This is a genomic window from Kineococcus sp. NBC_00420, from assembly GCF_036021035.1.
Lineage (GTDB): Bacteria > Actinomycetota > Actinomycetes > Actinomycetales > Kineococcaceae > Kineococcus.
Map to the genome: position 1 here is coordinate 1,768,697 of NZ_CP107930.1, position 23,377 is coordinate 1,792,073.

General features: G+C 72.0%; 22 protein-coding genes. 12 read left to right on the plus strand and 10 right to left on the minus strand.

Going from position 1 to position 23,377, the window contains the following annotated elements:
• Positions 1–62: 62 nt before the first annotated feature.
• From OG218_RS08595 to pstB, 8 genes are all read left to right on the plus strand, one after another.
• Complete coding sequence (locus tag OG218_RS08595) at positions 63–902, plus strand: winged helix-turn-helix transcriptional regulator (protein ID WP_328292795.1); 840 nt, start codon at positions 63–65, stop codon at positions 900–902.
• Positions 903–907: 5 nt separating this feature from the next.
• Positions 908–1,819 (plus strand): mycothiol synthase, encoded by a 912-nt coding sequence (mshD, locus tag OG218_RS08600; RefSeq protein ID WP_328292796.1) that lies wholly within the window; start codon positions 908–910, stop codon positions 1,817–1,819.
• Between the two features lie 84 nt (positions 1,820–1,903).
• Positions 1,904–4,069, plus strand: coding sequence for an RNA degradosome polyphosphate kinase (locus tag OG218_RS08605; protein WP_328292797.1), 2,166 nt, complete (start codon positions 1,904–1,906; stop codon positions 4,067–4,069).
• On the plus strand, positions 4,066–5,037 hold the full coding sequence (locus OG218_RS08610) for an NUDIX hydrolase (RefSeq protein WP_328292798.1): 972 nt from the start codon (positions 4,066–4,068) through the stop codon (positions 5,035–5,037). The genes OG218_RS08605 and OG218_RS08610 overlap by 4 nt, the downstream gene beginning before the upstream one ends.
• A gap of 265 nt (positions 5,038–5,302) precedes the next feature.
• On the plus strand, positions 5,303–6,421 hold the full coding sequence (gene pstS, locus OG218_RS08615) for a phosphate ABC transporter substrate-binding protein PstS (RefSeq protein ID WP_328292799.1): 1,119 nt from the start codon (positions 5,303–5,305) through the stop codon (positions 6,419–6,421).
• Positions 6,422–6,523: 102 nt separating this feature from the next.
• Positions 6,524–7,510 carry a phosphate ABC transporter permease subunit PstC gene (pstC, locus tag OG218_RS08620; RefSeq protein WP_328292800.1) on the plus strand — a complete coding sequence of 329 codons (987 nt, stop codon included), beginning with the start codon at positions 6,524–6,526 and terminating at the stop codon, positions 7,508–7,510.
• Positions 7,507–8,418 (plus strand): phosphate ABC transporter permease PstA, encoded by a 912-nt coding sequence (gene pstA, locus OG218_RS08625; protein ID WP_328292801.1) that lies wholly within the window; start codon positions 7,507–7,509, stop codon positions 8,416–8,418. The genes pstC and pstA overlap by 4 nt, the downstream gene beginning before the upstream one ends.
• Positions 8,419–8,429: 11 nt before the next feature.
• Positions 8,430–9,206, plus strand: a complete 777-nt coding sequence (gene pstB / locus OG218_RS08630) for a phosphate ABC transporter ATP-binding protein PstB (protein ID WP_328292802.1) — start codon at positions 8,430–8,432, stop codon at positions 9,204–9,206.
• Between the two features lie 76 nt (positions 9,207–9,282).
• Here the strand turns inward: pstB and OG218_RS08635 are convergent, their stop codons facing one another.
• The 7 genes from OG218_RS08635 to OG218_RS08665 all read right to left on the minus strand — a co-directional run bounded on the left by OG218_RS08635 (position 9,283) and on the right by OG218_RS08665 (position 15,093).
• The gene (locus OG218_RS08635; protein WP_328292803.1) at positions 9,283–10,275 is read right to left on the minus strand and encodes an inorganic phosphate transporter; all 993 of its coding nucleotides are present in this window, start codon (positions 10,273–10,275) and stop codon (positions 9,283–9,285) included.
• A 4-nt stretch (positions 10,276–10,279) separates the two neighbouring features.
• Positions 10,280–10,900, minus strand: coding sequence for a DUF47 domain-containing protein (locus tag OG218_RS08640; RefSeq protein ID WP_328292804.1), 621 nt, complete (start codon positions 10,898–10,900; stop codon positions 10,280–10,282).
• Between the two features lie 102 nt (positions 10,901–11,002).
• Entirely contained in the window at positions 11,003–11,233 is a 231-nt protein-coding gene (locus OG218_RS08645) for a hypothetical protein (RefSeq protein WP_328292805.1), read from the minus strand.
• Positions 11,234–11,286: 53 nt separating this feature from the next.
• A complete protein-coding gene (locus OG218_RS08650; RefSeq protein ID WP_328292806.1) occupies positions 11,287–12,930 on the minus strand; it encodes a metallophosphoesterase family protein in 1,644 nt (547 codons plus the stop codon).
• A 238-nt stretch (positions 12,931–13,168) separates the two neighbouring features.
• Positions 13,169–14,407, minus strand: coding sequence for a type II toxin-antitoxin system HipA family toxin (locus tag OG218_RS08655; RefSeq protein ID WP_328292807.1), 1,239 nt, complete (start codon positions 14,405–14,407; stop codon positions 13,169–13,171).
• Positions 14,404–14,652: a helix-turn-helix domain-containing protein gene (locus OG218_RS08660; RefSeq protein WP_328292808.1), complete on the minus strand. Its 249-nt coding sequence runs from the start codon at positions 14,650–14,652 to the stop codon at positions 14,404–14,406. Before OG218_RS08660 ends, OG218_RS08655 begins: the two co-directional genes overlap by 4 nt.
• Positions 14,653–14,715: 63 nt before the next feature.
• Positions 14,716–15,093: a winged helix-turn-helix transcriptional regulator gene (locus OG218_RS08665; protein ID WP_328292809.1), complete on the minus strand. Its 378-nt coding sequence runs from the start codon at positions 15,091–15,093 to the stop codon at positions 14,716–14,718.
• Positions 15,094–15,187: 94 nt separating this feature from the next.
• Here OG218_RS08665 and OG218_RS08670 point away from each other — a divergent pair, with 94 nt between their 5' ends.
• The 3 genes from OG218_RS08670 to OG218_RS08680 all read left to right on the plus strand — a co-directional run bounded on the left by OG218_RS08670 (position 15,188) and on the right by OG218_RS08680 (position 18,066).
• Positions 15,188–16,045 (plus strand): NAD(P)H-binding protein, encoded by an 858-nt coding sequence (locus OG218_RS08670; protein WP_328292810.1) that lies wholly within the window; start codon positions 15,188–15,190, stop codon positions 16,043–16,045.
• Between the two features lie 33 nt (positions 16,046–16,078).
• Positions 16,079–16,999 carry an oxygenase MpaB family protein gene (locus OG218_RS08675; RefSeq protein WP_328292811.1) on the plus strand — a complete coding sequence of 307 codons (921 nt, stop codon included), beginning with the start codon at positions 16,079–16,081 and terminating at the stop codon, positions 16,997–16,999.
• Between the two features lie 416 nt (positions 17,000–17,415).
• A complete protein-coding gene (locus OG218_RS08680) occupies positions 17,416–18,066 on the plus strand; it encodes an MOSC domain-containing protein (protein ID WP_328292812.1) in 651 nt (216 codons plus the stop codon).
• 302 nt (positions 18,067–18,368) lie between these two features.
• Here the strand turns inward: OG218_RS08680 and OG218_RS08685 are convergent, their stop codons facing one another.
• Positions 18,369–19,304: a TIGR03621 family F420-dependent LLM class oxidoreductase gene (locus tag OG218_RS08685; RefSeq protein WP_328292813.1), complete on the minus strand. Its 936-nt coding sequence runs from the start codon at positions 19,302–19,304 to the stop codon at positions 18,369–18,371.
• 134 nt (positions 19,305–19,438) lie between these two features.
• Here OG218_RS08685 and OG218_RS08690 point away from each other — a divergent pair, with 134 nt between their 5' ends.
• Entirely contained in the window at positions 19,439–20,803 is a 1,365-nt protein-coding gene (locus OG218_RS08690) for a serine hydrolase domain-containing protein (RefSeq protein ID WP_328292814.1), read from the plus strand.
• A 23-nt stretch (positions 20,804–20,826) separates the two neighbouring features.
• Here OG218_RS08690 and OG218_RS08695 read toward each other — a convergent pair whose 3' ends face one another.
• Entirely contained in the window at positions 20,827–21,267 is a 441-nt protein-coding gene (locus OG218_RS08695) for an OsmC family peroxiredoxin (RefSeq protein WP_328292815.1), read from the minus strand.
• Positions 21,268–21,425: 158 nt separating this feature from the next.
• A complete protein-coding gene (locus OG218_RS08700) occupies positions 21,426–23,129 on the minus strand; it encodes a DEAD/DEAH box helicase (RefSeq protein ID WP_328292816.1) in 1,704 nt (567 codons plus the stop codon).
• Positions 23,130–23,377: the final 248 nt, after the last annotated feature.

The following is a 23,377-nucleotide window of genomic DNA, read 5'->3' on the forward strand; positions in this document are numbered from 1 at the left end:
CCCGCCCGTGCGGCGACGCGCTACCCGCGGTTCCTGACTGGAGACGGAGGGCAGGACGCCGAGTGGCCCAGATCCTCGTGCTGACCAACGCGCTCGCCCCTTCGACGGAGGTCCTCCCCGCCCTCGGACTGCTGCCGCACAGCGTCCGGGTCCTGCCGGCGGAAGCCTCCGTCCTCGTCGACGAACCGACCTCCGACGCCGTGCTCGTCGACGGCCGTCGCGAACTCGCCGCCGCCCGCTCCCTGTGCCGTCTCCTGCGCACGACCGGTCTCTCGCAGCCGTTGCTGCTCGTCGTCACCGAAGGCGGGATGGCCGCGGTCGCCGCCGACTGGGGTGCCGACGACATCCTGCTCGACACCTGCGGCCCCGCGGAGCTGGACGCCCGCCTGCGCCTCGCCGCGGGCCGCGTGCGACGACCGGCCGAGGACCCCGAGGGCGGCACCCCGAACGAGATCCGCGCCGGGGACGTCGTCATCGACGAGGCCGCCTACTCCGCCCGCGTCCGCGGCCGCCAGCTCGACCTGACCTACAAGGAGTTCGAACTCCTCAAGCACCTCGCGCAGCACCCGGGACGCGTCTTCACCCGCGCCCAGCTGCTGCAGGAGGTGTGGGGCTACGACTACTTCGGCGGCACCCGCACCGTCGACGTCCACGTCCGGCGCCTGCGCGCCAAGCTCGGCGCAGAGCACGAGAACGCGATCGGCACGGTCCGCAACGTCGGCTACCGCTTCGTCTCCTCCGGTCGCGGCCTCGACGACGACCTCGGGCTCGAGGACGAGATCGCCGAGGACCTGGACGGGGACCTCCCCGCCGTCCCGCGCCCCGAGGCCGACCTCGACGCGCCGGCAGCGCCGGCCGGACCGAGTGCCGAACTGCCCCGCACCGGCTTCCCGCGCCGCTGAACACCGTGAGCACCCCGCCCAGCGGCACGACCGGCACCAGCACCACGACCACGTCCGCCCTGCCCGAACACGACCGGCAGGCCGTCCTCGCCCTGGGCGTCGCGGCCTCGCAGGCGGACGACGCAACGTCGCTGTCCGAGGACGCCGTCCTGCGCCTGCGGGCCGAGGACGGTTCCGTGCGCCACCTCATGCGGCACGCCGACGGCGCCCTCGTCGGCTACGCCCAGCTCGTCGGCGCGGGGTCGGGCCTCGAGGGCGAACTCCTCGTCGACCCGGCGCACCGGCGCCGGGGTCACGGCGCGGCCCTGCTGCGGGAGGTGAGCGCCCGCGCCACCGGGGCCGACGTCCGGCTCTGGTCGCACGGCGACACCCCGGGTGCGGCGGCGCTCGCCGCACGGACCGGCTGGTCGCGCGTCCGGGAACTGCTGCGGCTGGAACGGCCGGTCGCCGGGTTGGCCGAGCTGCCCGTCCCCGCCCTGCCCGCCGGCGTGAGCGTGCGCGCCTTCGTCCCCGGCGCCGACGACGAGGCCTGGGTCGCGCTCAACGCCGAGGCCTTCGCCACCCACCCCGAGCAGGGCCGCTGGAGCGTCGAGGACCTGCGCTCCCGGCTCGCCGAGCCGTGGTTCGACGCCTCGCTGCTACTGCTGGCCGACACCCCGGTGGGCCTGGCGGCGTTCTGCTGGATGAAGGTCGAGGACGACCTCGCCGAGCTGTACGTCCTCGGGGTCGCGCCGGGTCGCGCCGGGGCCGGACTGGGCAAGGCGCTGCTCGTCCGGGGTCTCGCCGCGGTCGCCGGCCGTGCGCGGACCGTCGACCTCTACGTCGACGGGGACAACGTCCCCGCCGTCCGGCTCTACACCGGTCTCGGCTTCCTGCGCGCCTCGATCGACGTGCAGTACGCCTCCCCCCGCGCGTGAGCGTTCACCCGCTGTTGGGCTGAGCGCCACCTCCCCGCCGCCGGCCACACCGGTGGGCACCGGCGCCGGTGGCAGACTGACCACATGACCGCCACGACACGCGCTTCCGCTCCCCTGCCTGCCGTGAGTCCGGTCGAGGAGCCCGCCGAGCTGCCCGAGGACCGCTTCGCCGACCGCGAGGTCTCCTGGCTGGCCTTCAACGAACGCGTCCTGCAGATGGCCGAGGACCCCGACGTCCACCTGCTGGAGCGGGCCCGCTTCCTCTCCATCTTCGCGAACAACCTCGACGAGTTCTTCATGGTCCGCGTCGCGGGCCTGAAGCGCCGCATCGCCACCGGGCTGGCCGTCACCGCCGCCAGCGGCCTCGAGCCGCGCGAGGTCCTCGACGCGATCGCCGTGCGCGCCCACGAACTCACCGAACGGCACGCCGCCGCGTTCCTCGGCTCGGTGCGTCCGGCGCTGGCCGAGGCCGGCATCACGATCGTGCGCTGGGACGAACTCGCCCCCGGTGAGCAGGTGCGCCTGCACGGGTTCTTCCGGGACATGGTGTTCCCGGTCCTGACCCCGCTGGCCGTCGACCCGGCCCACCCCTTCCCCTACATCTCGGGTCTCTCCCTGAACCTCGCCGTCGTCGTGCGCAACCCGACGACGGACAAGGAGCACTTCGCCCGGGTGAAGGTGCCGCCGCTGCTGCCGCGGTTCGTCGCGGTGGAACCGGCCGAGGGCGAGGACCCGCGCGCGGCGCGGTTCGTCCCGCTCGAGGACGTCGTCGGCGTCCACCTCGACCAGTTGTTCCCCGGCATGGAGGTCGTGCAGCACCACACCTTCCGGGTCACCCGCAACGAGGACCTCGAGGTCGAGGAAGACGACGCGGAGAACCTGCTGCAGGCTCTGGAGAAGGAGCTCCTGCGCCGCCGGTTCGGGCCCGCCGTCCGCCTCGAGGTCGCCTCCGACATCGACCAGAAGGTCCGCGAACTGCTGGTGCGCGAACTCGGCGTCACCGAGCAGGAGGTCTACGAACTCCCGGAACCCCTCGACCTGCGCGGGCTCGGCGACATCGCCGACATCGACCGCCCGGAGCTGAAGTTCCCGAAGTTCGTGGCCCGCACCCACCGCGACCTCACCGACGGTGCCGAGACGGCGAAACCCTCCGACGTGTTCGCGGCGATCCGCAACCGCGACGTCCTGCTGCACCACCCCTACGACTCGTTCTCCACCAGCGTCCAGGCGTTCCTCGAACAGGCCGCGGCCGACCCGAAGGTCCTGGCCATCAAGCAGACGCTGTACCGCACCTCGGGCGACTCCCCCATCGTCGACGCCCTCATCGACGCCGCCGAGGCGGGCAAGCAGGTCCTCGCGCTGGTCGAGATCAAGGCCCGCTTCGACGAGCAGGCGAACATCACCTGGGCCCGCAAGCTCGAACAGGCCGGGGTGCACGTCGTCTACGGCCTCGTCGGGCTGAAGACCCACGCCAAGCTCAGCCTCGTCGTGCGCCAGGAACAGGGCGGGCTGCGTCGCTACTGCCACATCGGGACGGGGAACTACAACCCCAAGACCGCGCGGATGTACGAGGACATGGGTCTGCTCACCGACGACGCGCAGGTCGGCGAGGACCTGACCCGGTTGTTCAACCAGCTCTCCGGCTACGCCCCGAAGACGGCCTACAAGCGCCTGCTCGTCGCCCCGCGCTCGCTGCGCACCGGCCTGGTCGACCGCGTCGACCGCGAGATCGAGAACCACCGCCAGGGCCTGCCCTCGGGGGTCCGGATCAAGGTGAACTCGATCGTCGACGAGGGGATCATCGACGCCCTCTACCGGGCCTCGAACGCCGGGGTCCCCGTCGACGTCAGCGTCCGCGGGATCTGCGCGCTCAGACCGGGGGTTCCCGGCCTCAGCGAGAACATCCGGGTCCGCAGCATCCTGGGTCGCTTCCTCGAGCACAGCAGACTCTTCTGGTTCGCCTCCGCCGGCGATCCCGTCGTCATGATCGGCAGCGCGGACATGATGCACCGCAACCTGGATCGCCGCGTCGAGGCCGTGGTGCGCCTGAGCGACCCGCGCCACGTGCGCGAGGTCTCGCAGGTGCTCGACGACTGCATGGCCGACACGACGAGTTCCTGGCACCTCGGTCCGGACGGCACGTGGACGCGTCACCACCGCGACGCCGACGGCAACCCGCTCACGGACCTGCAGGAACACATCATCGCCACCCGTCCGGGTCGGCGTCCGAGCACCCGCCGCCGACGGTGACCCCGCCGACCGCGGCCTCGGAACGCGACCCGCAGGTGGACGTCGAGGCCGCGGGGTGCGTCGTCGTGCGCACCGGGGAGCAGGGTGTCGAGGTGCTGCTGGTGCACCGCCCCACCACGGCCGTCCGCGCGGCCGACTGGTCCTGGCCCAAGGGCAAGCTCGAGCCCGGTGAGCACCCCGCCGTCGCGGCGGTCCGCGAGACCGCCGAGGAGAGCGGCGTGCGGGTGCACCTGGGGACCCCGTTGCCCGAGCAGCGCTACGAGGTCGCCGGGGGCCTGCGCAAACGGGTCCGCTACTGGCTGGCCCGCCCCGCGGCGCCGGCCGACCCGGCCGTGGTCGAGGCCGCCGACCCCGACGAGATCGACGACTCCGCCTGGGTCTCCCCGGCCGGGGCGCGGGACCTGCTGAGCTACCCCGCCGACGTGGAGCTCCTCGACGTGGCCCTGCCCGGGGACGCCCTCCCCGGGCCCACGTGGCCGCTCGCCGTGGTCCGCCACGCGCGGGCCGTGAAGCGCACCGACTGGGACGGCTCCGAGGACGAACGCCCCCTGCTGGACCGCGGGCACGCCCAGTCCCGCGACCTCGCCCCGCTGCTCGCCTGCTTCGACCTGCGCCACCTCGTCACCTCGCCGTGGACCCGCTGCGTGCAGACCCTGCTGCCGTCGGCGGAACTGCTCGGCCTCCCCCTCACCGAGGAGGACGCGATCACCGAGGACGGTCACGACCTCGACCCCGCAGGCGCGCGGAAGCTCGTCGGCGAACTCCTCGCCGAGGGGTCCGGGGTCGCGCTCTGCTCGCACGGGCCGGTCCTGCCGACCCTGCAGTCGGTCGTCGGCGAGCACGCCGGGGACCCCGCCCTGCGGGGACGGGTCGAGGAGCGGCTCGGCAAGGGTGACGTCGTGATCGCCCACCTGGTCCAGCGCGGTTCGACCGCCCGGGTGGTCGCCGTCGAGCGTCACGGGGTCTGAACGGGGCGGACCGGCCGGCAACCCCGTGACGGGGCTGTGACCTGCAGCAACGGTCTCCCCCCGTTCGGGGCGCTTCACCTGCCCGACGCCCGTCCGTCGAAGATCGTCCGGCGACCGGACGGGCGCGGTTCACCGTCCGTTCACCTGCACCGAGCAACCCCGTCACCTGCCCTGCCTACCGTCCGGAACGAACCGGGGCGCGATCCGCCACGGTCAACCGTGGCCGGGGGTACCGGCCGTGACGATCCTCGAAAGGGACCGGACTGTGACGTTCTGGAAGACCTCCCGCCTCTTCGGCATCGCTGCCGTTGGTGTTCTCGCCCTCGCCGGATGCGGCTCCGACGACAACACCAACACCGGCTCGCCGGCAGCCGGCGCCAGCTCTTCGTCGGCCTCCGCCGCCGCCATCGACTGCAAGCCCGGCACCCTGAACGGTGAGGGTTCGAGCGCGCAGAAGAACGCCATCGACCAGGTCATCCAGGCGGGCTACCAGTCGCAGTGCACCGACGCGACCATCAACTACAACGCGACCGGTTCCGGCGCCGGCCGCAAGCAGTTCACCTCCGGCCAGGTCGACTGGGCCGGTTCCGACGCCGCCCTCAAGCCCGAGGAGCAGACCGCGGCCACCGCGCGCTGCCAGAACAACCCGGCGTGGGACCTGCCCATGGTCGCCGGCCCCATCGCGATCGCCTACAACGTCGAGGGCGTCAAGGACCTGGTCCTCAACGCCGAGGTGTCCGCCAAGATCTTCTCCGGCGCCATCACCACCTGGAACGACCCGGCCATCGCCGCGCTGAACCCGAAGGCCACCCTGCCGAGCACCGCCATCAGCGTGTTCTTCCGCACCGGCACCTCGGGCACCACCGAGAACTTCACCAAGTACCTGCACGCCGCCGCCCCCGACGCGTGGACCGCGGAGGGCAACCAGGAGTGGTCCGGCAAGGGCGAGGGCCGCGAGGGCTCCGCCGGTGTCGCGCAGGCCGTCGCCGGCGCCCCCGGTGCCATCACCTACGTCGAGTGGTCCTTCGCGCAGGACAACAAGCTCTCCGTCGCCCAGATCGACAACGGCTCGGGCGCCGTCGAGCTGTCCGGCGAGTCGGCCGGCAAGACCGTCGCCACCGCCACCCAGGTCGGCACCGGCAACGACCTGTCGCTGAAGATCGACTACGCGACCAAGGAAGCCGGCGCGTACCCGATCGTCCTCGTCACCTACGAGATCGTCTGCTCCAAGGGTCTGACCGCGGACAAGACCGCCCTGCTGAAGTCCTTCCTCACGTACTACGCCGAGGACGACACCCAGGCCGGCCTCGCCGACATCGGCTACGCGCCGCTCCCGGCCGAGGTCTCCGCCAAGGTCCGCACCGCGATCGCGGCCATCGCCTGACCTGATCGTCGAACGGGGGCGGACACCAGCACGAACGGTGTCCGCCCCCGCCCGTACGACCGACCCGCACCACACATCCCCTTCGCACAGTGCAGGAGCACGATGTCCTCGATCACCGGCCGCTCGGCCGTCGAGCAGGGCCCAGGCCCCTCGGGTGACAAAGCGCGCGGCGGACGACGCCTCGGTGACACCCTCTTCGGCGGCGGAGCCGGTCTGGCCGGCATCATCGTCATCGCCATCGTCGCCTTCACCGGGATCTTCCTCGCCATCAGCGCCGTCCCGTCCGTGCTGGACGACAAGGTCAACTTCCTGACCTCCACCGAGTGGCAGGCCACGCCGGGCGACCTGCGCTTCGGCATCCTGCAGATCCTCTGGACGACGGTCTCGATCTCCGTCATCGCGATGATCATCGCCGTCCCGCTGGGCGTCGCCAACGCCCTCTTCCTGACCCAGTACGCGCCGAAGTGGCTGGCCCGCCCCGCGGCGAGCGTCATCGACCTGCTGGCCGCGATCCCCTCGATCGTCTACGGCCTCTGGGGCATCCAGATCTTCGCCCCGCACGTGACGGGTCTGCAGACCTTCCTCAACGACGCGCTCGGCTGGTTCCCGCTCTTCGGCGGACCGGTCAGCACCGGCACGGTCTTCATCGCCGGCATCGTCCTGGCCGTCATGGTCCTCCCGATCATCACCGCGATGTCCCGTGAGGTGTTCGCGCAGACCCCCGCGGCGAACAAGGAGGGCGCGCTCGCCCTCGGCGCCACGAAGTGGGAGATGATCCGGACCTCCGTGCTGCCCTTCGGCCGCGCCGGTGTCATCTCCGCCTCGATGCTGGGTCTGGGCCGCGCGCTGGGTGAGACGATCGCCATCACGATCATCGTCTCGAGCGTCGCCCCCGGCACCGACTTCTTCGGCTCCTGGCTCCAGGGTGGTGAGACCTTCGCCTCGAAGATCGCCAACAACGCCGCGGAGTTCAACAACCCCGAGTCGACGGGCGCCTACATCGCCGCCGGCCTGGTCCTCTTCATCCTGACCTTCGTGGTCAACGCCATCGCCCGCGTGATCATCAACCGCCGGAAGGCCTTCGTATGAGCGCCGTCGACACCGCCCCGGCCCAGGAGCTCCCGGCCGCTCTGGAGGACTCCCGCGGTCAGACCGGGCGCAAGGTCCGCAACGCCCTGGCGACGACGGTCATGGTGCTGGCCTTCGTCATCGCCGTCATCCCGCTGGTCTGGATCCTCTGGACCGTCATCCAGAAGGGCGCCGGGCTGCTGCCCGACTCCTCCTGGTGGCTCAACTCCCAGCGCGGGATCACCCCGCGCATCGCCGGTGGTGGCGCCTACCACGCGATCGTCGGTACGCTGCTCGAGGCGCTGGCCACGGCGGTCATCGCCGTCCCGCTCGGCATCATGGCCGCGATCCTGCTGGTCGAGTACGGCGCGAGCCGCATCGCCCGCGTCGTGAGCTTCACCGTCGACATCCTCTCGGGGTTGCCCTCGATCGTCGCGGCGCTCTTCATCTACGCCTTCTGGATCACCACCCTGGGCTTCTCGCGCTCCGGTTTCGCGGTGTCGCTGGCCCTGGTGCTGCTCATGGTTCCGGTCGTGGTCCGCTCCACCGAGGAGATGCTGAAGCTCGTCCCCAACGAGCTCCGCGAGGCCTCCTACGCCCTGGGCGTGCCGAAGTGGAAGACCATCGTGCGGATCGTCCTGCCGACGGCCTTCTCGGGGATCCTCACCGGTGTCCTGCTCGGTCTGGCCCGCGTCATGGGTGAGACCGCTCCGCTGCTGATCCTGGTCGGCTACTCGCAGTCGATCAACACCAACCTCTTCAGCGGCAACATGGCGGCCCTCCCGCTCATGATCAACAACGACCGTCAGCAGGCGCTGGCTCCCGCGGTGGAGCGCGTCTGGGCGGCCGCCCTCACACTGGTGCTCATCGTGCTGGTGCTCAACATCGCCGGTCGGGCCATCGCCCGCTTCAGTTCGCTCAAGAAGTAGGAGAACCCGTCATGGCCAAGCGCATCGACGTCAAGGACCTCAACGTCTACTACGGCAACTTCAAGGCCGTCGAGGACGTCTCGATGACCGTGGAGCCCCGCTCCGTGACGGCCTTCATCGGCCCGTCCGGCTGCGGGAAGTCGACCTTCCTCCGCACGCTCAACCGCATGCACGAGGTCATCCCCGGCGGTCGCGTCGAGGGCAGCGTCATGCTCGACGACGACGACCTCTACGGCTCCAAGATCGACCCGGTGAACGTCCGCCGCACCGTCGGCATGGTCTTCCAGCGTCCCAACCCGTTCCCGACGATGTCGATCTTCGACAACGTCGCGGCCGGCATGCGCCTCAACGGCGTCCGCAGCAAGAAGGTGCTGACCGAAGCCGTCGAGAGCTCGCTGCGCGGGGCGAACCTGTGGAACGAGGTCAAGGACCGCCTCGACAAGCCCGGCGCCGGCCTCTCCGGTGGCCAGCAGCAGCGCCTCTGCATCGCCCGCGCCATCGCGGTGAAGCCGCAGGTGCTGCTGATGGACGAGCCGTGCTCCGCGCTCGACCCGATCTCGACGCTCGCCATCGAGGACCTGATCGGTGAGCTGAAGAGCTCCTTCACCATCGTCATCGTCACGCACAACATGCAGCAGGCGGCCCGCGTCAGCGACAAGACGGCGTTCTTCAACCTCGCCGCCACGGGCAAGCCCGGCCGTCTGATCGAGATCGACGACACCGCGACGATCTTCAGCAACCCGACGCAGAAGGCGACCGAGGACTACATCTCGGGCCGCTTCGGCTGAGCCCCCGCCACCCAACTTCTGGGGAGCTCTCCACCCTTCCGCTCGTCGGGAAGGGTGGAGAGCTCCCCAGAAGTCGTTACAGGAAGAGGTGCAGGACGAAGTAGAGGGCCGCGGCGAAGAGGCCGGCGGCCGGCAGGGTCAGCACCCAGGCGGCGACCATCGACCGCGCCACGCCCCAGCGCACGGCGGAGAGCCGCTTCGTGGCCCCCACGCCCATGATCGCGGACGAGATGGTGTGGGTGGTGGAGACGGGGGCGTGGAACTGCAGGGCCGCCACGTAGAGCACCACGGCCGACACCGCCTCGGCGGCGAACCCGCGGGCGGGGTCGAGGTGGATGATCCGGCGCCCCAGCGTCCGCATGATCCGCCACCCACCCGAGTAGGTGCCGGCGCTGATCGCGAGCGCCGCGCAGAGCTTCACCCAGACGGGGATGCTCGTCCCGGTGTGGAACCCGCCCGCGACCAGGGCCAGGACGATGACGCCCATCGTCTTCTGCGCGTCCTGCAGCCCGTGACCGAGGGACATGGCGGCGGCCGAGACGGTCTGGGCGATGCGGAAGCGCCGGTGGGTCGGAGCGGGCGCCTTGTGCCGCACGATCCACAGGATCGCCACCATGACGAGGTAGCCGAGGACGAACCCGGACAGCGGCGAGACCACCATCGGGACGACGACCTTGTCGAGGATGACGCTCCACTCGATGGTCGAGCTGGACGCGATCCCCGCCCCGGCGAGGGCGCCGATGAGGGCGTGCGAGCTCGAGGACGGCAGCCCGAGGCGCCAGGTGATGAGGTTCCAGGCGATGGCACCGAGCAGGGCGGCCAGGACCACGGTCATGCCGTGGATGCCGAGGTCCACCTTCACGATGTTCGAGCCGATCGTCTCGGCGACGCCGGTGCCGAGGAAGGCCCCGATGAGGTTGAAGACCGCGGCCATCCCCAGCGCGATCCGGGGGGTGAGCGCCCGGGTGGAGACGGACGTCGCGATCGCGTTGGCGGCGTCGTGGAAGCCGTTGGTGAAGTCGAAGCTGAGGGCGACGACGATCACGACGAGGACGAGGGCGAGCTCCACCGGTTCAGGATTCCTTGACGGCGATCGTCTCGACCGTGTGCGCGACGTGCTCGAACGCGTCCGCGGCCTCCTCGAGCGTCTCGATGATCTCCTTGTGCTTCATGATCGCGATGGCGTCGTAGCCGCCGTCGAAGAGCGTCGCGACGAGGCGGCGGTGGATCTGGTCCGCCTGGTTCTCGAGGCGGTTGATCTCGACCCAGTAGTCGGAGAGGTCCGAGAGCGAGCGCAGCCGGGGCATCGCCTCGGCGGTCAGCTCGGCCTGGCGGGTGAGGACCTGGACGATCTCGCTCACGCCGGGGAGCATCTCGCCGACCTTGTAGAGCACCATCAGGTCGACCGCGGCCTGCATGAGGTCGAGGCAGTCGTCCAGGCGCGAGGTCAGCTGGTAGATGTCCTCGCGGTCGAAGGGGGTGACGAACGAGGAGTTCACCCGCCGCAGGACCGCGTGGGCCGATTCGTCGCCGCGGTGCTCGATCTCCTCCATGAGGGCGCCGAGCTCGACCCGACGGGCCTGGTCACTGCCGATCGCCTCGGTGAGGACGGTGGTGGCCTCGACGAGGATCTTGCCGGTACCGGCGAACAGCTCGAAGAACGAGTTGTCCTGAGGGGTCAGTCGGAAACGCACGTCCATGCTCCGGGAAGGCTCGGTTCGTCGGGGGAGGTGTCTCCCGACCCGATCCGCGACTCTAGGCGAGGCGGGTGGCGGGGGCCGACAGCACCCGCTCACTCACGACCCGGTGGAGCCGCCCTCGACACCCAGGACACGGTCAAGTTCGACCTCGGGCAGCGGCCCGTCGCTCTCGGACGCGGCGACGACGACATCGGTGTAGAGCTCGATCTCCTCGGCCAGCACGACGTCGGCGAGGGGGGCGCTGGGACCACCAGGACCGACCCCGGGGACCTGGTCTGGTGACGAGTCGAAGTCGTCACCCGGCTGCGGATCGAGCGAGTGCGTCATGGTGAGGCCACCGTACGCCGACTGGCACCCCGACGGGGGGCAGTCGGGAAGCATCACCCCGACGACGACGTCACGGAGCCCGAGGACGAGCCGGAGGCGGAACCAGTGGGGGTCGGGACGCTCAGCGCGGGCCGGTCCTCGTCGCTCAGCACGGTCCGCTGCAGGTTGACCTCGGCCAGGCCCAGCCCGCCGACGGTCACCTCGTCATAGGCGAGCAGCCTGCCCGCGTCCGGCCCGGTCTTCCCGAAGTAGAGCAGCGTGGCCGACAGCGGCAGCGGCGCGCCGTCGGCGAGGCGGTTCAGGCCGGCGGAGGTGACCCCGGCCCCGCCGGTGGTCCCCTCGACCATGATCCGGGTGCCGGAGGAGTCCAGCGTCACGGACCGCTTGTGCAGGTGACCGGCGAGGACGAGCGGGACCCGGCCGTAGAGGGGCTGCAGACCGCTGGGGTCGTGGACGAGGGCGATGTCGACGGGGTCGTCGGCGTGGGCGTCGTCCCAGGTCTCGATGCCCGCCGCGAGGGTCTCGTTGGCGCTCTCCTGGATCTGCTCGGCGCTGCCGGTGGCGGCCTTGCCCTCGCCGTCGGGGGTGAAGACGGGGTCCCCCTGGCCCGCGAGGACCAGCCCGGCGACCTCCGTCGTCGCGCCCTGGTCGAGGACGATCGCGCCCTGGGCGGCGACCTGGGCCTGGGTGTCGGTGGAGTCGTGGTTGCCGCGCACCCAGACGTAGGGGACGCCGATGCCGCCGATGCGGCCCAGGAAGCTGGCCTCCGCCCCGGTGCCCCAGGTGGTGGTGTCGCCGGTGTCGACGACGGCGTCGACCCCGAACTGCTTCACGAGGTTGTCGGTGAGGTCGTAGCCGAGGGGGTTGAGGTGCAGGTCGGAGATGTGCAGGACGGTGGTGACGTCCTCCCCCAGCCCCGTGGACCCGCTCTGCTCGTCGCCGAGGACCGGCAGGTTGGCCGCCGCGGCGTAGAGCGTGGAGACGCTGCGGACGATGTCGGACAGGCCGCTGCGGTAGCTCTCGAGGCGGTCCAGGGCGTTCTGCGTGCTCGAGACGACGTAGGGCGCGCGGGAGAGCAGACCGGTGAACCGGGGCTGGCGCAACGCGCCGGCGTCGAAGGTGAGGGCGGTCCCCGCCCCGGCGGCGACGACGACGACGAGCAGGGCCGCGCCGGTCTGCAGGGTCCGACGTCGGCCGCGGTAGACCACGACGGCGGCCAGCACCGCTCCCCCGAACCCGCAGGCGAGGCTGTAGGCGGCGGCCCGGACCACCGCGGAGCGCACGGTGTCGGCGGCGGTGAGCTCGAGCGCGAGCAACTGCTGGGGCGAGCGGACGAGGCGGGCGGCGGCGTCGACGTCGACGCTCTCGATGTTGGCGGTGACGATGATCGGCGCCCGGTGGGTGTCGAAGGTGACCTTCCCGACGGGCGGCAGGTCGACCTCTACACCCGGGCTGAGGCTGGGCCGCACGCGGACCTCGGTCTGCAGCGGGCCGACGTAGGTGCTGGAGCCGGGGGCGAGGGCGAAACCGATCGCGGCCCCCACGCCCGCGACGACGAGGATGCCGAACCAGGGGAGGACGTGCCGGCGCGCGAAGCGGGGTGCCCGACGGGCCCAGAAGCCGCGCCAGGCCGCGCCCCACCGCTCGGGCAGGCGCGGGACGAGGGGACGCGAGGGGCGGCGGATCCTGGGAGACATCACGTCGATCTTCGCGCAGCGCCGGCGCGCACGCCGCCTCGGCGGCGGGGCCGGTCCCCGGCGGGACCCCCAGGAGACGAGGCGGGCGACGGATGCCGTTGCGTCGCAGCTGCTCCGGGAGCCCGCGATCCAGGGTCCAGACCGGCGTGGCGGCCACCGCGATCCGAGCTGACGCAGGGTGACCGCGGTCTCGTGCACCGGCGACGAGACGGTGGGGTCGTGGGCGCGACCGCGACGGTCAGGCGTGCGTTCCCGCCGGTCGTCGGCCGTCGAGCGAGGTGCGCACCCACGCGATCGCCGGTTCCGAGAGCGGGTCCACGTCGACGAGGTCCCGCACCCACGTGTCGAGGCGTTCCCGGACGTCGTGCACCACCGAGCGCGCCGTGCGCGCGGTCAGCCGCCAGGAGCGACCCTCGGCGACGAGGTCCTCCAGCCCGACCGCGGGCAGTTCGAACTCGCCGTTGACGCTCAACGCCAGGCGGGTCCGCCCGTACTGGGCGTGCGGGGAGACGTCGTAGCTGGGCGCGAGCCCCACCCGACCGTCGGTGGAGTGCACGAGCGAGATGTTCTTCGCGTGCGCGTCGGTGTTGCCGAGCAGGACGTTGAGCGTGGTCAGCCTCAGGAGCTCGCTCACGTCCCCACCGTTGTCGAGGAGCAACGACCCGATGGAGCGGAGGTTCGCCGCGGGCCGGTGCCACCCGAACTTCGCCTCGATGTCGTCGCTGCTGAGGCCGAGCGCCTGGGCGGCGTCCTCCTGGTGCACCCGGGTCACGACACCGGGATCGGCGGCGTCCACCGACCGGTCGAACCGGGGGACGACGAGCGCGGCCGACCCGTCGAAGTGCTCCACGTGCGAGACCGCCGAGCGGAGCCCGACCGCCCGGGCCGCGAGGGAACCGAGCGCCTCGTCGTGGACGAGGGCGGGACGCTCCGGCAGCTGGGGTTTGAGGATGTGGGTGCTCGGCGCCCCGGCTCGTGGCACGAACCAGCGCCCGGCCACCAGGGTGAGCGCCGCCTTCGGTTGGACGCCGGGCAGGGAGGAGTCACCCACCCCCACGTGGTCGTCGCTGCGGGTGCGCTCGAGGTGTTCCCGGACGGCCCGCGGGTCCGGCAGGAGGTCGAGACGTCCCTCTCCCGGCGACTGCCCCGCGAGGGTGAAGGTGGCCGCTCCCGGAACGTCCCCGCCTGCGCTCGCGAGGAGGGCCAGGACGTCGGCGCTGTTCGCACCGGCGCGCCGGGCCAGTCGAGATCGGGAGCTCGTCCCGACCTCCGGGAGGAGACCCCCGAGCCAGGCCCGGACGAGAGCCGCAGGCGGGTGCACCGTCGGCGGTTGGGCGTCGAGCCGGACCGAGAGCACGGGTGCGCCGAGCGGTCGACGGTCGAGGAGGTCCGCCGACCAGGTGAGCCGCAGTCGAGCGCCGGCGTCGTCGACCCGGGCGACGAGGTCGCCCTGCAACCGGACGTCGAGGGTCGTCACCGCGGCGCGTGACCGCTGAGGGAGGCGCCCAGGGCAGAGGCCACGAGGAACAAGCGGGACAGCGTCACGTTCGTCCGACCCCGTTCGAGTTCGGAGATGTAGCGCTGGGAGACACCGGTCCGCTCGGAGAGCTGGTCCTGGGTCAACCCCGCCTGCAGACGCAGCCCGCGCAACCACCGGCCCACCTGGGCGCCCGTGGTGAAGGTGACCCCGTCGGCCCCCGGGGACGGCACGGCGTCGGTCATGCGGACGCCCTTTCATGACACTGGTGGATATCCACAGTCATCCGCCAGGGTAATGCACGGCGGTCAGCGGGCGTCGTACTCCGCCTGGGCGACACCGACCCGGAGAGCCGAGGCCTCGAGCAGGTCGGCGAGCGCGCGCAGCTTCTCGGCCACCTGCGCACCCATCGGGGTGAGTTCGTACTCGACGCGCGGCGGGATCGCGGTGACGACCTCGCGGGTGACCATCCCGTCGCGTTCCAGCGTCTGCAGGGTCTGCGCCAGCATCTTCTCGCTGACCCCGTCCACCTTGCGGCGCAACGCGTTGAAGCGGAAGGACCCCTCCCCCAGGGCGATCAGGACGAGCGAGGGCCAGCGGCCGGTGACGTCCTCGAAGGCCGCGCGCGACGTGCACCCGCGGGCGAACACGTCGACGACGAACTCCTGGGTGGGCCCTGCGCTCATGGTCCGAGGATACGCCCGGCACCGCGGGAATGCCTGGCACTGTGGAATAGTTAGTGCCATCGACAACGCAGTGCCCCGTCCGGAGGAGAACCCCATGTCCACGACCTACGCAGTCACCGCCGCCAGCGGCAAGCTCGGCCGCCTCGCCGTCGAGGCGCTGCTCGCGAAGGGCGTCCCCGCCGGCGACGTCGTCGCGGTCGTCCGCACCCCCGCGAAGGTCGCCGACCTCGCCGCCCGTGGTGTCGTCGTCCGCGCCGGCGACTACGCCGACCGCGCCTCCCTGGACGCCGCGTTCGTCGGTGTCGACCGCCTGCTGTTCGTCTCCGGCAGCGAACCCGGCGCGCGGATCGCCCAGCACACCAACGTCGTCGAGGCCGCGAAGACCGCCGACGTGAGCCGGATCGCCTACACCTCGATCCTGCGCGCCGACACCTCCACGAGCCCGCTGGCCCCCGACCACCGGGCCACCGAGGACCTGCTGTCGCGCGCCGGTGTCCCCTTCACGGTGCTGCGCAACTCGTGGTACCTCGAGAACTACACCGAGCAGCTCGGTCAGTACCTCGCCGCCGGGGCCGTGCTCGGCTCCACCCACGGTGGACGGGTCAGCGCCGCCGCCCGCGTCGACTACGCCGAGGCCGCCGTCGCCGCGCTCCTGGCCGAGGACCCCGCGCAGGTCTACGAGCTCGCCGGGGACAGCTTCGACTTCGCCGAACTGGCCGCCACGATCACCGAGGTCACCGGCACCACGGTCGTCTCCACCGACGTCTCCACCGAGGAGCACGTCGCCGCGCTGCAGGGCTTCGGCCTCGACGCCGGCACCGCCGGGTTCGTCGCTGCGCTCGACACCTCCATCGCGCAGGGCCAGCTCGCCACCGACCGCACCGACCTGGTGGAACTCACCGGGCGCCCGGCCACCACGCTGGCCGAGGCCGTCCGGGCCGCTCGGGCCTGAGCCCGGGCGGTTAGCCGTGGCAGCATCACGGGCGTGCCCCGGCTCCCGCGACTGCCCCTGACCGCGGTCCTCCCACCGCCCCCGTCCGCGGGGGTGGTGGGCGACCCCGGGGTCTGCGTCCCCGGTGGTGAGTTCCAGCGGGTCAGCGCCGAACGGGCCGTCGTCCTCGGCGGACCGGCGGCGATCCTGCTCCAGGTCGCGCACCCCCTCGTCGCCGAAGGCGTCGCGGTGCACAGCGACTACACCTCCGGTCCGGCGCACCGGCTGCTGGGCACGTTGCAGGCCGCGCTGACCATCGCCTTCGGGGACACCGAGCAGGCGCACGCGATCGCCCGCCACGTCGGCGCGCAGCACGCCCGGGTCCGCGGGACCACCCGCACCGACGCCCCCGGCACCCCGGCCGGGACCCCCTACCGCGCCAACGACCCCGACCTCGCGCTCTGGGTCCACGCGACGCTGGTGTGGACCGCCCGACGCGTCGCGGAACGCTACGTCGGTCTCGTCCTCAGCCCCGAGCAGCGCGAACGGCACTGGCAGGAGTCGAAACCGTTCGCGCGGCTCTTCGCCGTCCCCGACCGTGCCCTGCCCGGCAGCGTCGAGGAGTTCGACGCCTACGTCGAGCGGACCGTCGCCGGACTGGTCGTGACCGACGCGGCCCGGCGGGTGGCGGGCGACGTCCTCACCCAGCGGACCGCTCCCCCGTTGCCCGGCGTGGCGGCGCTGGCCCGCAGCATCACGGCCGACCTGCTGCCGCTGCGGTTGGCGCTCGACTACGGCATCGCCCCGACGCGGGGACGACGCACCGCCGCCGGCCTCCTCCGCACCGGGTTGCGGGCCGCGAGACCCGTGCTGCCGCAACGCCTCGCCGAGTGGCCGCACGCCGAGGTGTCCCGGCGACGCGTCCGGGCGTCGCCCTCCCGGACGTCCGTCGGACCCGACGGGACCGCGGGATGACCGTGAAGTCGGGACAGCGCGCCGGCCGAAGTCGTCGAGGGTCTCGACCCGAGATGCCCTCACCGTGCCCCGACTCGTCGTCGCAGTTCACGGTGGACCACGCCTGCAGCCGTTCCAGGGCGTTCGGCAGGTTTCCGCTTCCCTCCGGCTGATACGCGCGACGACCGCGGTCGGACACCTCTCCGGCCGTGCACAGCTGCTGTCGACCGTGCAGGCCATCCACGAACCGATCCCCGTCCTCCAGCACGTCGTCACCGGGGTCGTCGTCGACGAGGACGGAGACGACGCCGACGTGCGGGCGAACGTCACCGCGTTCTTCGGCGACGACCAGCACCAGCCGATCCTCGAAGGATCCAGCATCCGGCGAGGCGGGAAAGTCGCTGTCCGCCGGACGCGGCAGCTCCTAGGGTGGCCGCGTGGCCGTCATCTCGAGCGTCAACGTCGGCCGGCAGCGACCCATCGCGGCGAAGTCGGGGACCAGTGGCATCGACAAACGCCCGGTCGTCGGCCCGGTAGCGGTGCGAGCGCCCGGCCCCAAGGGCGAAGGTGGCAGCGGCCTGGACGGTGATCACATCAGCGACACCAAGAACCACGGCGGCGACCACCAGGCCGTCTACGCCTACGCCCGCGAGGACCTGGACCGGTGGGAGGGCGAACTGGGCCGTCCGCTCTCCAACGGCGTCTTCGGGGAGAACCTCACCACCTCGGGGTTGGCCGTGAACGAAGCGGTCATCGGCGAACGGTGGTCCATCGGTGAGGTGGTCCTGCAGGTTTCCTGCCCGCGGATCCCGTGCGTGACGTTCGCGGTGTGGTTGGGAGAGCAGCGGTGGTTGCCGCGATTCACCCGAGCGCGTGTTCCCGGGGCCTACCTGAGGGTGCTGACGCCGGGAACGCTCAGCGCCGGCATGCAGGTCAGGGTTCTGGACGTGCCGGCGCACGGGGTGAGCGTGGCGACGGCCTTCGCGGCGTTCACCACGCAGCCGGATCTGCTGCCGCTGCTGAGCGGCGTCCCGGAACTACCCCCGGAGGATTCCGAGGTAGTCGCTCGTCGCCTCGCTCAGCACTGACAGGCGCTCGGGGAGCAGCCATCGGGCCATGCGCCACGAGGGTGTCACGGGCGTGCTCGGGCCGGCCGGGCACTGCTCGGGTGACGACCACATCGCGAGACGATCGTGAACTCGAGTCGCTCCGAGGCTGCTGCGCTCTTGCGGGAGCCCAGCTCCACACCCCCACTGCTCTCGCTCTGGCCGTGGCCCAGTTCGCGGCTACGTCGGCGGGACGGGAACCTGCCCAGAGCTCGCTCCTGAGTTGTCCGGGGCGGCGTGGGAGGTGCAGGTGCAGGTGGTGTTCTCGACGAATCCTCGGACGGTCACGAGTTCTCTGCGAGGCGGGCGATGACCTCACCTGCGGTGTCGAAGGCTCCGGCGCGTACGACCCAACGACTGATGCCCCACCGCTGACGAGCCGCCCGCACCTGCTCGACGATCTCCTCGGTGGTGCCGACCCACAGGTAGGGCGCGGCCAGCAGGTCTTCGACGTCCGTCCCGGTCTCCTGCGCCATGTCGGTGACGGCGCCACGTCGGTCATCGGTCACCGTGACCACCTGCACCAGCGCCTCCAGGGGCGGCACCTCACGACCGACCGCTCCGGCGCCGGCGCGCACCGCGGCGATGCTCGCCTCGATCCGCGCCGGCGTCCAGGACACGGTGTGGGAGTGCCCGTCGGGCAAGGTGCGCCCCAGCCCGGACAGGCCCACCGCGTCGGCGTGGGCGCCGGCCCAGGTCAGCAGGTCGGGGTGGTTGCCCCCGACGAGCAACGGCACCCGCTCCTGCACCGGCCGCGGGCCGGACAGGACCACGTCGCGAACGGCGCCGACGTCGGCGGCGGGGACCGTCTCGCCGTCCAGCAGGGTGCGCACGGCGCCGGCGACGTCGATCAGGTGCCGGATGCGACCGGCGGCGTCTGGGCGGGTGCGCCCGGTCATCTCCCACTCCGCGGGGGTGTGACCGGCTCCGATGCCGACGTCGGCGCGGCCGTCGGAGACGACGTCGAGGGTGGCGGTGTCGGCGGCGATGAGCAGGGCGTCGCGGATGCCGGCGTTCAGGACGTAGGTGCCGAGTCGCAGGGTGGTGGTGGCGGTGGCTGCTGCGGCGAGGGCGGTGAAGGGGGAGGGGCCGCTGCCGGGGTGGTCGGAGACCAGGAGGGCGCGGAACCCGGCGTCCTCGCAGCGGCGGGCGAGGTCGACCCAGGACGAGGCGTCCTGGGGCGAGGCCTGCAGGGAGACGTGGATCGGGTGCTCGCTCACGTCGTCACTGTGGTGTCCGGATCACCCGGGTGCCCAGCCCCGCGACGTGCGCCGAGGGCGAACGGTGACGTGGCGGACGTCGGCACGACCGAAACCGTGCTGACCCCGCGTGGCCGGTGTCCTACCGTGAGCCCGTGCCTGCTCCCACCCTCACGCCCGAGGTCGTCGCCGCTGCGGCCGCCGTCGCCGCCGACTGGATCGAGTTCCGTCGTCGGCGTCTCGACGTTCCCGGTGTCCAGTTCGCCGTCCGGTTGAACGACGACCTGGTGCACTCCAGCGCCCACGGCCACGCCGACCGCGAGGGTGACGTCGCCCTCACCCCCGAGCACGTGTTCCGGGTGGCCTCGCACTCCAAGACCTTCACCGCGACGGCCGTGCTGCGCCTGGCCGAACAGGGCCGGCTCCGGCTCGACGACACCCTCGCCACCCACGTGCCGTGGGTCGCCGAGGAGGACGCCGAACTGGCCCGGGCGAGCCTGCGTGAACTCCTCGGCCACGCCGCGGGCCTCACCCGCGACGGCCTCGACGGCGACTTCTGGCAACTGGAGCACGGGTTCCTCGACGTCGACGGGCTGCGGGCCGCCGTGCGGTCCGGGGGTTCGGTGATCCCCCGCTCCTCGCGGTTCAAGTACTCCAACATCGGGTACTCGCTGCTCGGCCTCGTCGTGGAGGCGGTGACGGGCACCCCCTACGGCGAGTTCGTCGCGAGCGAACTCGTCGCCCCGCTGGGTCTGGCGCGCACGACTCCGGACCTGCCGGCGGCGGGCGAGCTCGTGACGGGGTACTCCCCCGCCTCGACCGGGCCGCGACGTCCGCTCCCGCACCCCTCGACCGCCGGGATGGCCGCGGCGACCGGTTTCTGCTCCACGGCCGAGGACCTCACGGCGTGGTTCTCCGCGCACCGCCACGGACGCACCGAGCTGCTGAGCGAGCACGCGAAACGGCTGGCGCAGCGCGCCGAGTGGCCGACGGAGGGGACCGACCGGTTCTACGGTCTGGGGTTCATCGGCGAGAAGGTCGGTGCACGACAACTGGTCGGGCACTCCGGCGGGTTCCCCGGCCACATCACGAAGAGCCTCCTGGACCCGGAGTCGGGTCTCGCGCTGAGCGTGCTCACCAACAGCGTCGACGGCCCGGCGTCGGAACTCGCGGTCGGGGTCGTGAAGCTCGTCGACCTGTTCCTCGCCGAGTGGGGGACCGAGGAACCCGCCGTCGACCTCGACGCGTTCTGCGGCCGGTGGGCCAACCTGTGGGGTCCGCAGGACGTCGTGCGAGCGGGTTCCGCACTGATCTCCTTCGACCCCGACACGGTGGACCCCGCGGCGAACCCCGTGACGTTCGACGTGCTCGACGGGCAGACCCTGAAGGTCGTGCGGGACGGCGGTTTCGGGTCGTTCGGGGAGGACTGGACGTTGGGCCGGCGTGCGGACGGTACCCCGACGCTGCGCGGCCACAGCGGCATCACGATGGTGCCGCTGGACCGCTACGCGCCGGTCTGACGTCTCGACGGCGACGTCTCGCGTCAGGCGTCGAGCGAGGCCTCGAGGGTGATCTCGACGCCGGTGAGGGCCTTGGAGACCGGGCAGGTCTCCTTGGCCGCCTGCGCGGTCTTGACGAAGGTGTCGTTGTCGATCCCGCTGACCTCACCGGTGACCTTCAACACGATGCCGGTCAGCTTGAAACCACCGGCGGCGTCCGGGCCGAGGGAGACGTCGGCGGTGACCTCGAGGCTCTCCGGCGTGCCGCCGGCCTCGGCCAGCAGCGCCGAGAACTGCATGGCGTAGCAGGAGGAGTGGGCGGCGGCGATGAGCTCCTCGGGGCTCGTGGTGCCGCCGGCGTCGTCGGCCGCGCGCTTGGGGAAGGAGACGTCGTAGGTGCCGACCTTGGAGCTGGACAGCTCGACCTGGCCGGAGCCGGTCTCGAGGGTGCCGTTCCAGGCGGTGCGTGCGGTACGGGTGGGCATGGTTCCTCCGCTGTTCGGGACGTCTGGCGACCCCATCCTCGCCACCTCACCCGCAGCCCGCCACCCCGAGCCGTTCCTCGGGGGCGGAGAACGACGACAGGGCCCGTGGGGAGATCCCCACGGGCCCTGTCGTCAGTCAGTCGTGCATCGGTCGTGCGTCAGTCGCGCGGAGCGCTCTCGCGACGCGGACCGCGAGGAGCGCCACCCTGGCCTTCGCGGCGGGGACCGCCACGGAAGCCGCCCTCACGACGCGGGCCGCGGCGCGGGCCACGAGCACCACCTTCGCGGGTCTCGGTGCGACGGGGCTTGATGACCACGATCTCGCCGGACTCGGCGACGGCGCGGACGGTCTCGTCCCCGGCGTTGACGTTCTCGACGTTCTTGGCCTCGACACCCGCGTCCCGGTGCAGCCAGCCGTAACGGCGGACCTGGTCGGGCAGAGCGATCGCGAGGACGGTCCCGGTCGCACCGGCGCGCGCGGTGCGGCCGGAGCGGTGCAGGTAGTCCTTGTGGTCGTTCGGCGGGTCGACGTGCACGACGAGGTCCACGTCGTCGACGTGGATGCCGCGGGCGGCGACGTCGGTCGCGACGAGGACACGGGTCTCCCCGGCCGAGAAGGCGTCGATCGCCTTGGAACGCTGCGACTGGCGCAGGTCCCCGTGGATCGCCTCGGCCGGCGCACCGGCTTCGCGCAGCTGGTCGGCCAGGCGCTGGGCGCCGAGCTTGGTGCGCACGAAGAAGATGGAACGCGCCGGACGCTTGCTGATCTCCGTGAGGATCGACAGCTTGTCGTGCGGCCGGACCGCGAAGACCCGGTGCTCCATGTGCCCGACGTCGTCGGGGTCGGCCGGCGCGGCGTGGAACGCCGGGTCGGTCAGGAAGTCGTTCACGAGGGCTTCGACACCGCGGTCGAGGGTGGCGGAGAAGAACATCCGCTGCCCGCCGGGCTTGGTGCCCTCGAGGATGGCCCGGACGTTGGGCAGGAAGCCCAGGTCGGCCATGTGGTCGGCTTCGTCGAGGACGGCGATGTCGACCTCGGCGAGGGAGACGGCGTCGCGCTCGATCAGGTCGACGAGTCGACCCGGCGTGGCGATGAGGATGTCGATCCCGCGCTGGAGAGCGGAGATCTGACGGCCGTAGGGGACGCCGCCGACGACCACGGACAGCCGCAGGTCGAGGGAGTCACCGAGGGGACGCAACGCGTCGGCGACCTGCATCGCGAGCTCGCGGGTCGGCACGAGGACCAGACCGCGCGGTGCACCGGTGATGCGGGCCCGCTTCTGCGAGGCGAGACGCGCGAGCATCGGCAGGCCGAACCCGAGGGTCTTGCCGGAGCCGGTGCGGGCACGGCCGAGGATGTCGCGGCCGGCGATGCCGTCGGGCAGGGTGCGCGACTGGATCGCGAACGGCGCGGTCATCCCGCGACGCTCGAGCGCCTGCACCAGCTCGTCGGGCAGACCGAGCTCGGCGAAGGTCGACTCGGCGACCTCGATCAGCTCGGCCGCGGTGAGGGCCTGCTCGGTCGCCGAGGGGGCGAAGGAGCGCGGGCTGCGCGGGGTGCTGTTGCGGCGGTTGCCGCCACCCTGGTAGCCACTGCGGCTGCCGCCACCGGAGGAGAAACCACCGCGGCTGCTGCTGCCGCCCTGGTACCCACCGGAGGACGAGCCGCCACGGCTCTGGTAGCTGCCGCCACCGCCACCCTGGTAACCGCTCGAACGGGGACGGTCGTCCCGGTCGAAGGAGCGGTCGGAGGACGGGCGGTCCTCCGTGCGGTAGCCACGGGAATCGCGGCGCTGGAACCCGCCCTCGTCAGAACGCGAGGGACGGCTGGAACGGTACGAACGGTCTTCGTACTGGGGCATGGAAGAAGAACTCCACGTGGGCTCGTCGGCCGCACGGCGGTCCGCCCCCAGGGCGCGCGGTAGCGCACAGATGCTGAGGTATGGGACTCAAGCGACCTCGCGGGCGGCTCGCCCGCTGAGATGACGGCATCGACACCGTCCTGAGAAGAGTAACAGGCTTGAGCGCTCAACCCTTCCCGGCGTCACCCCGGCAGCTCCGCGGTGGGATCGTTGCCTCCCCGGGGTCACTGGACGACCTCAGGGAGGCA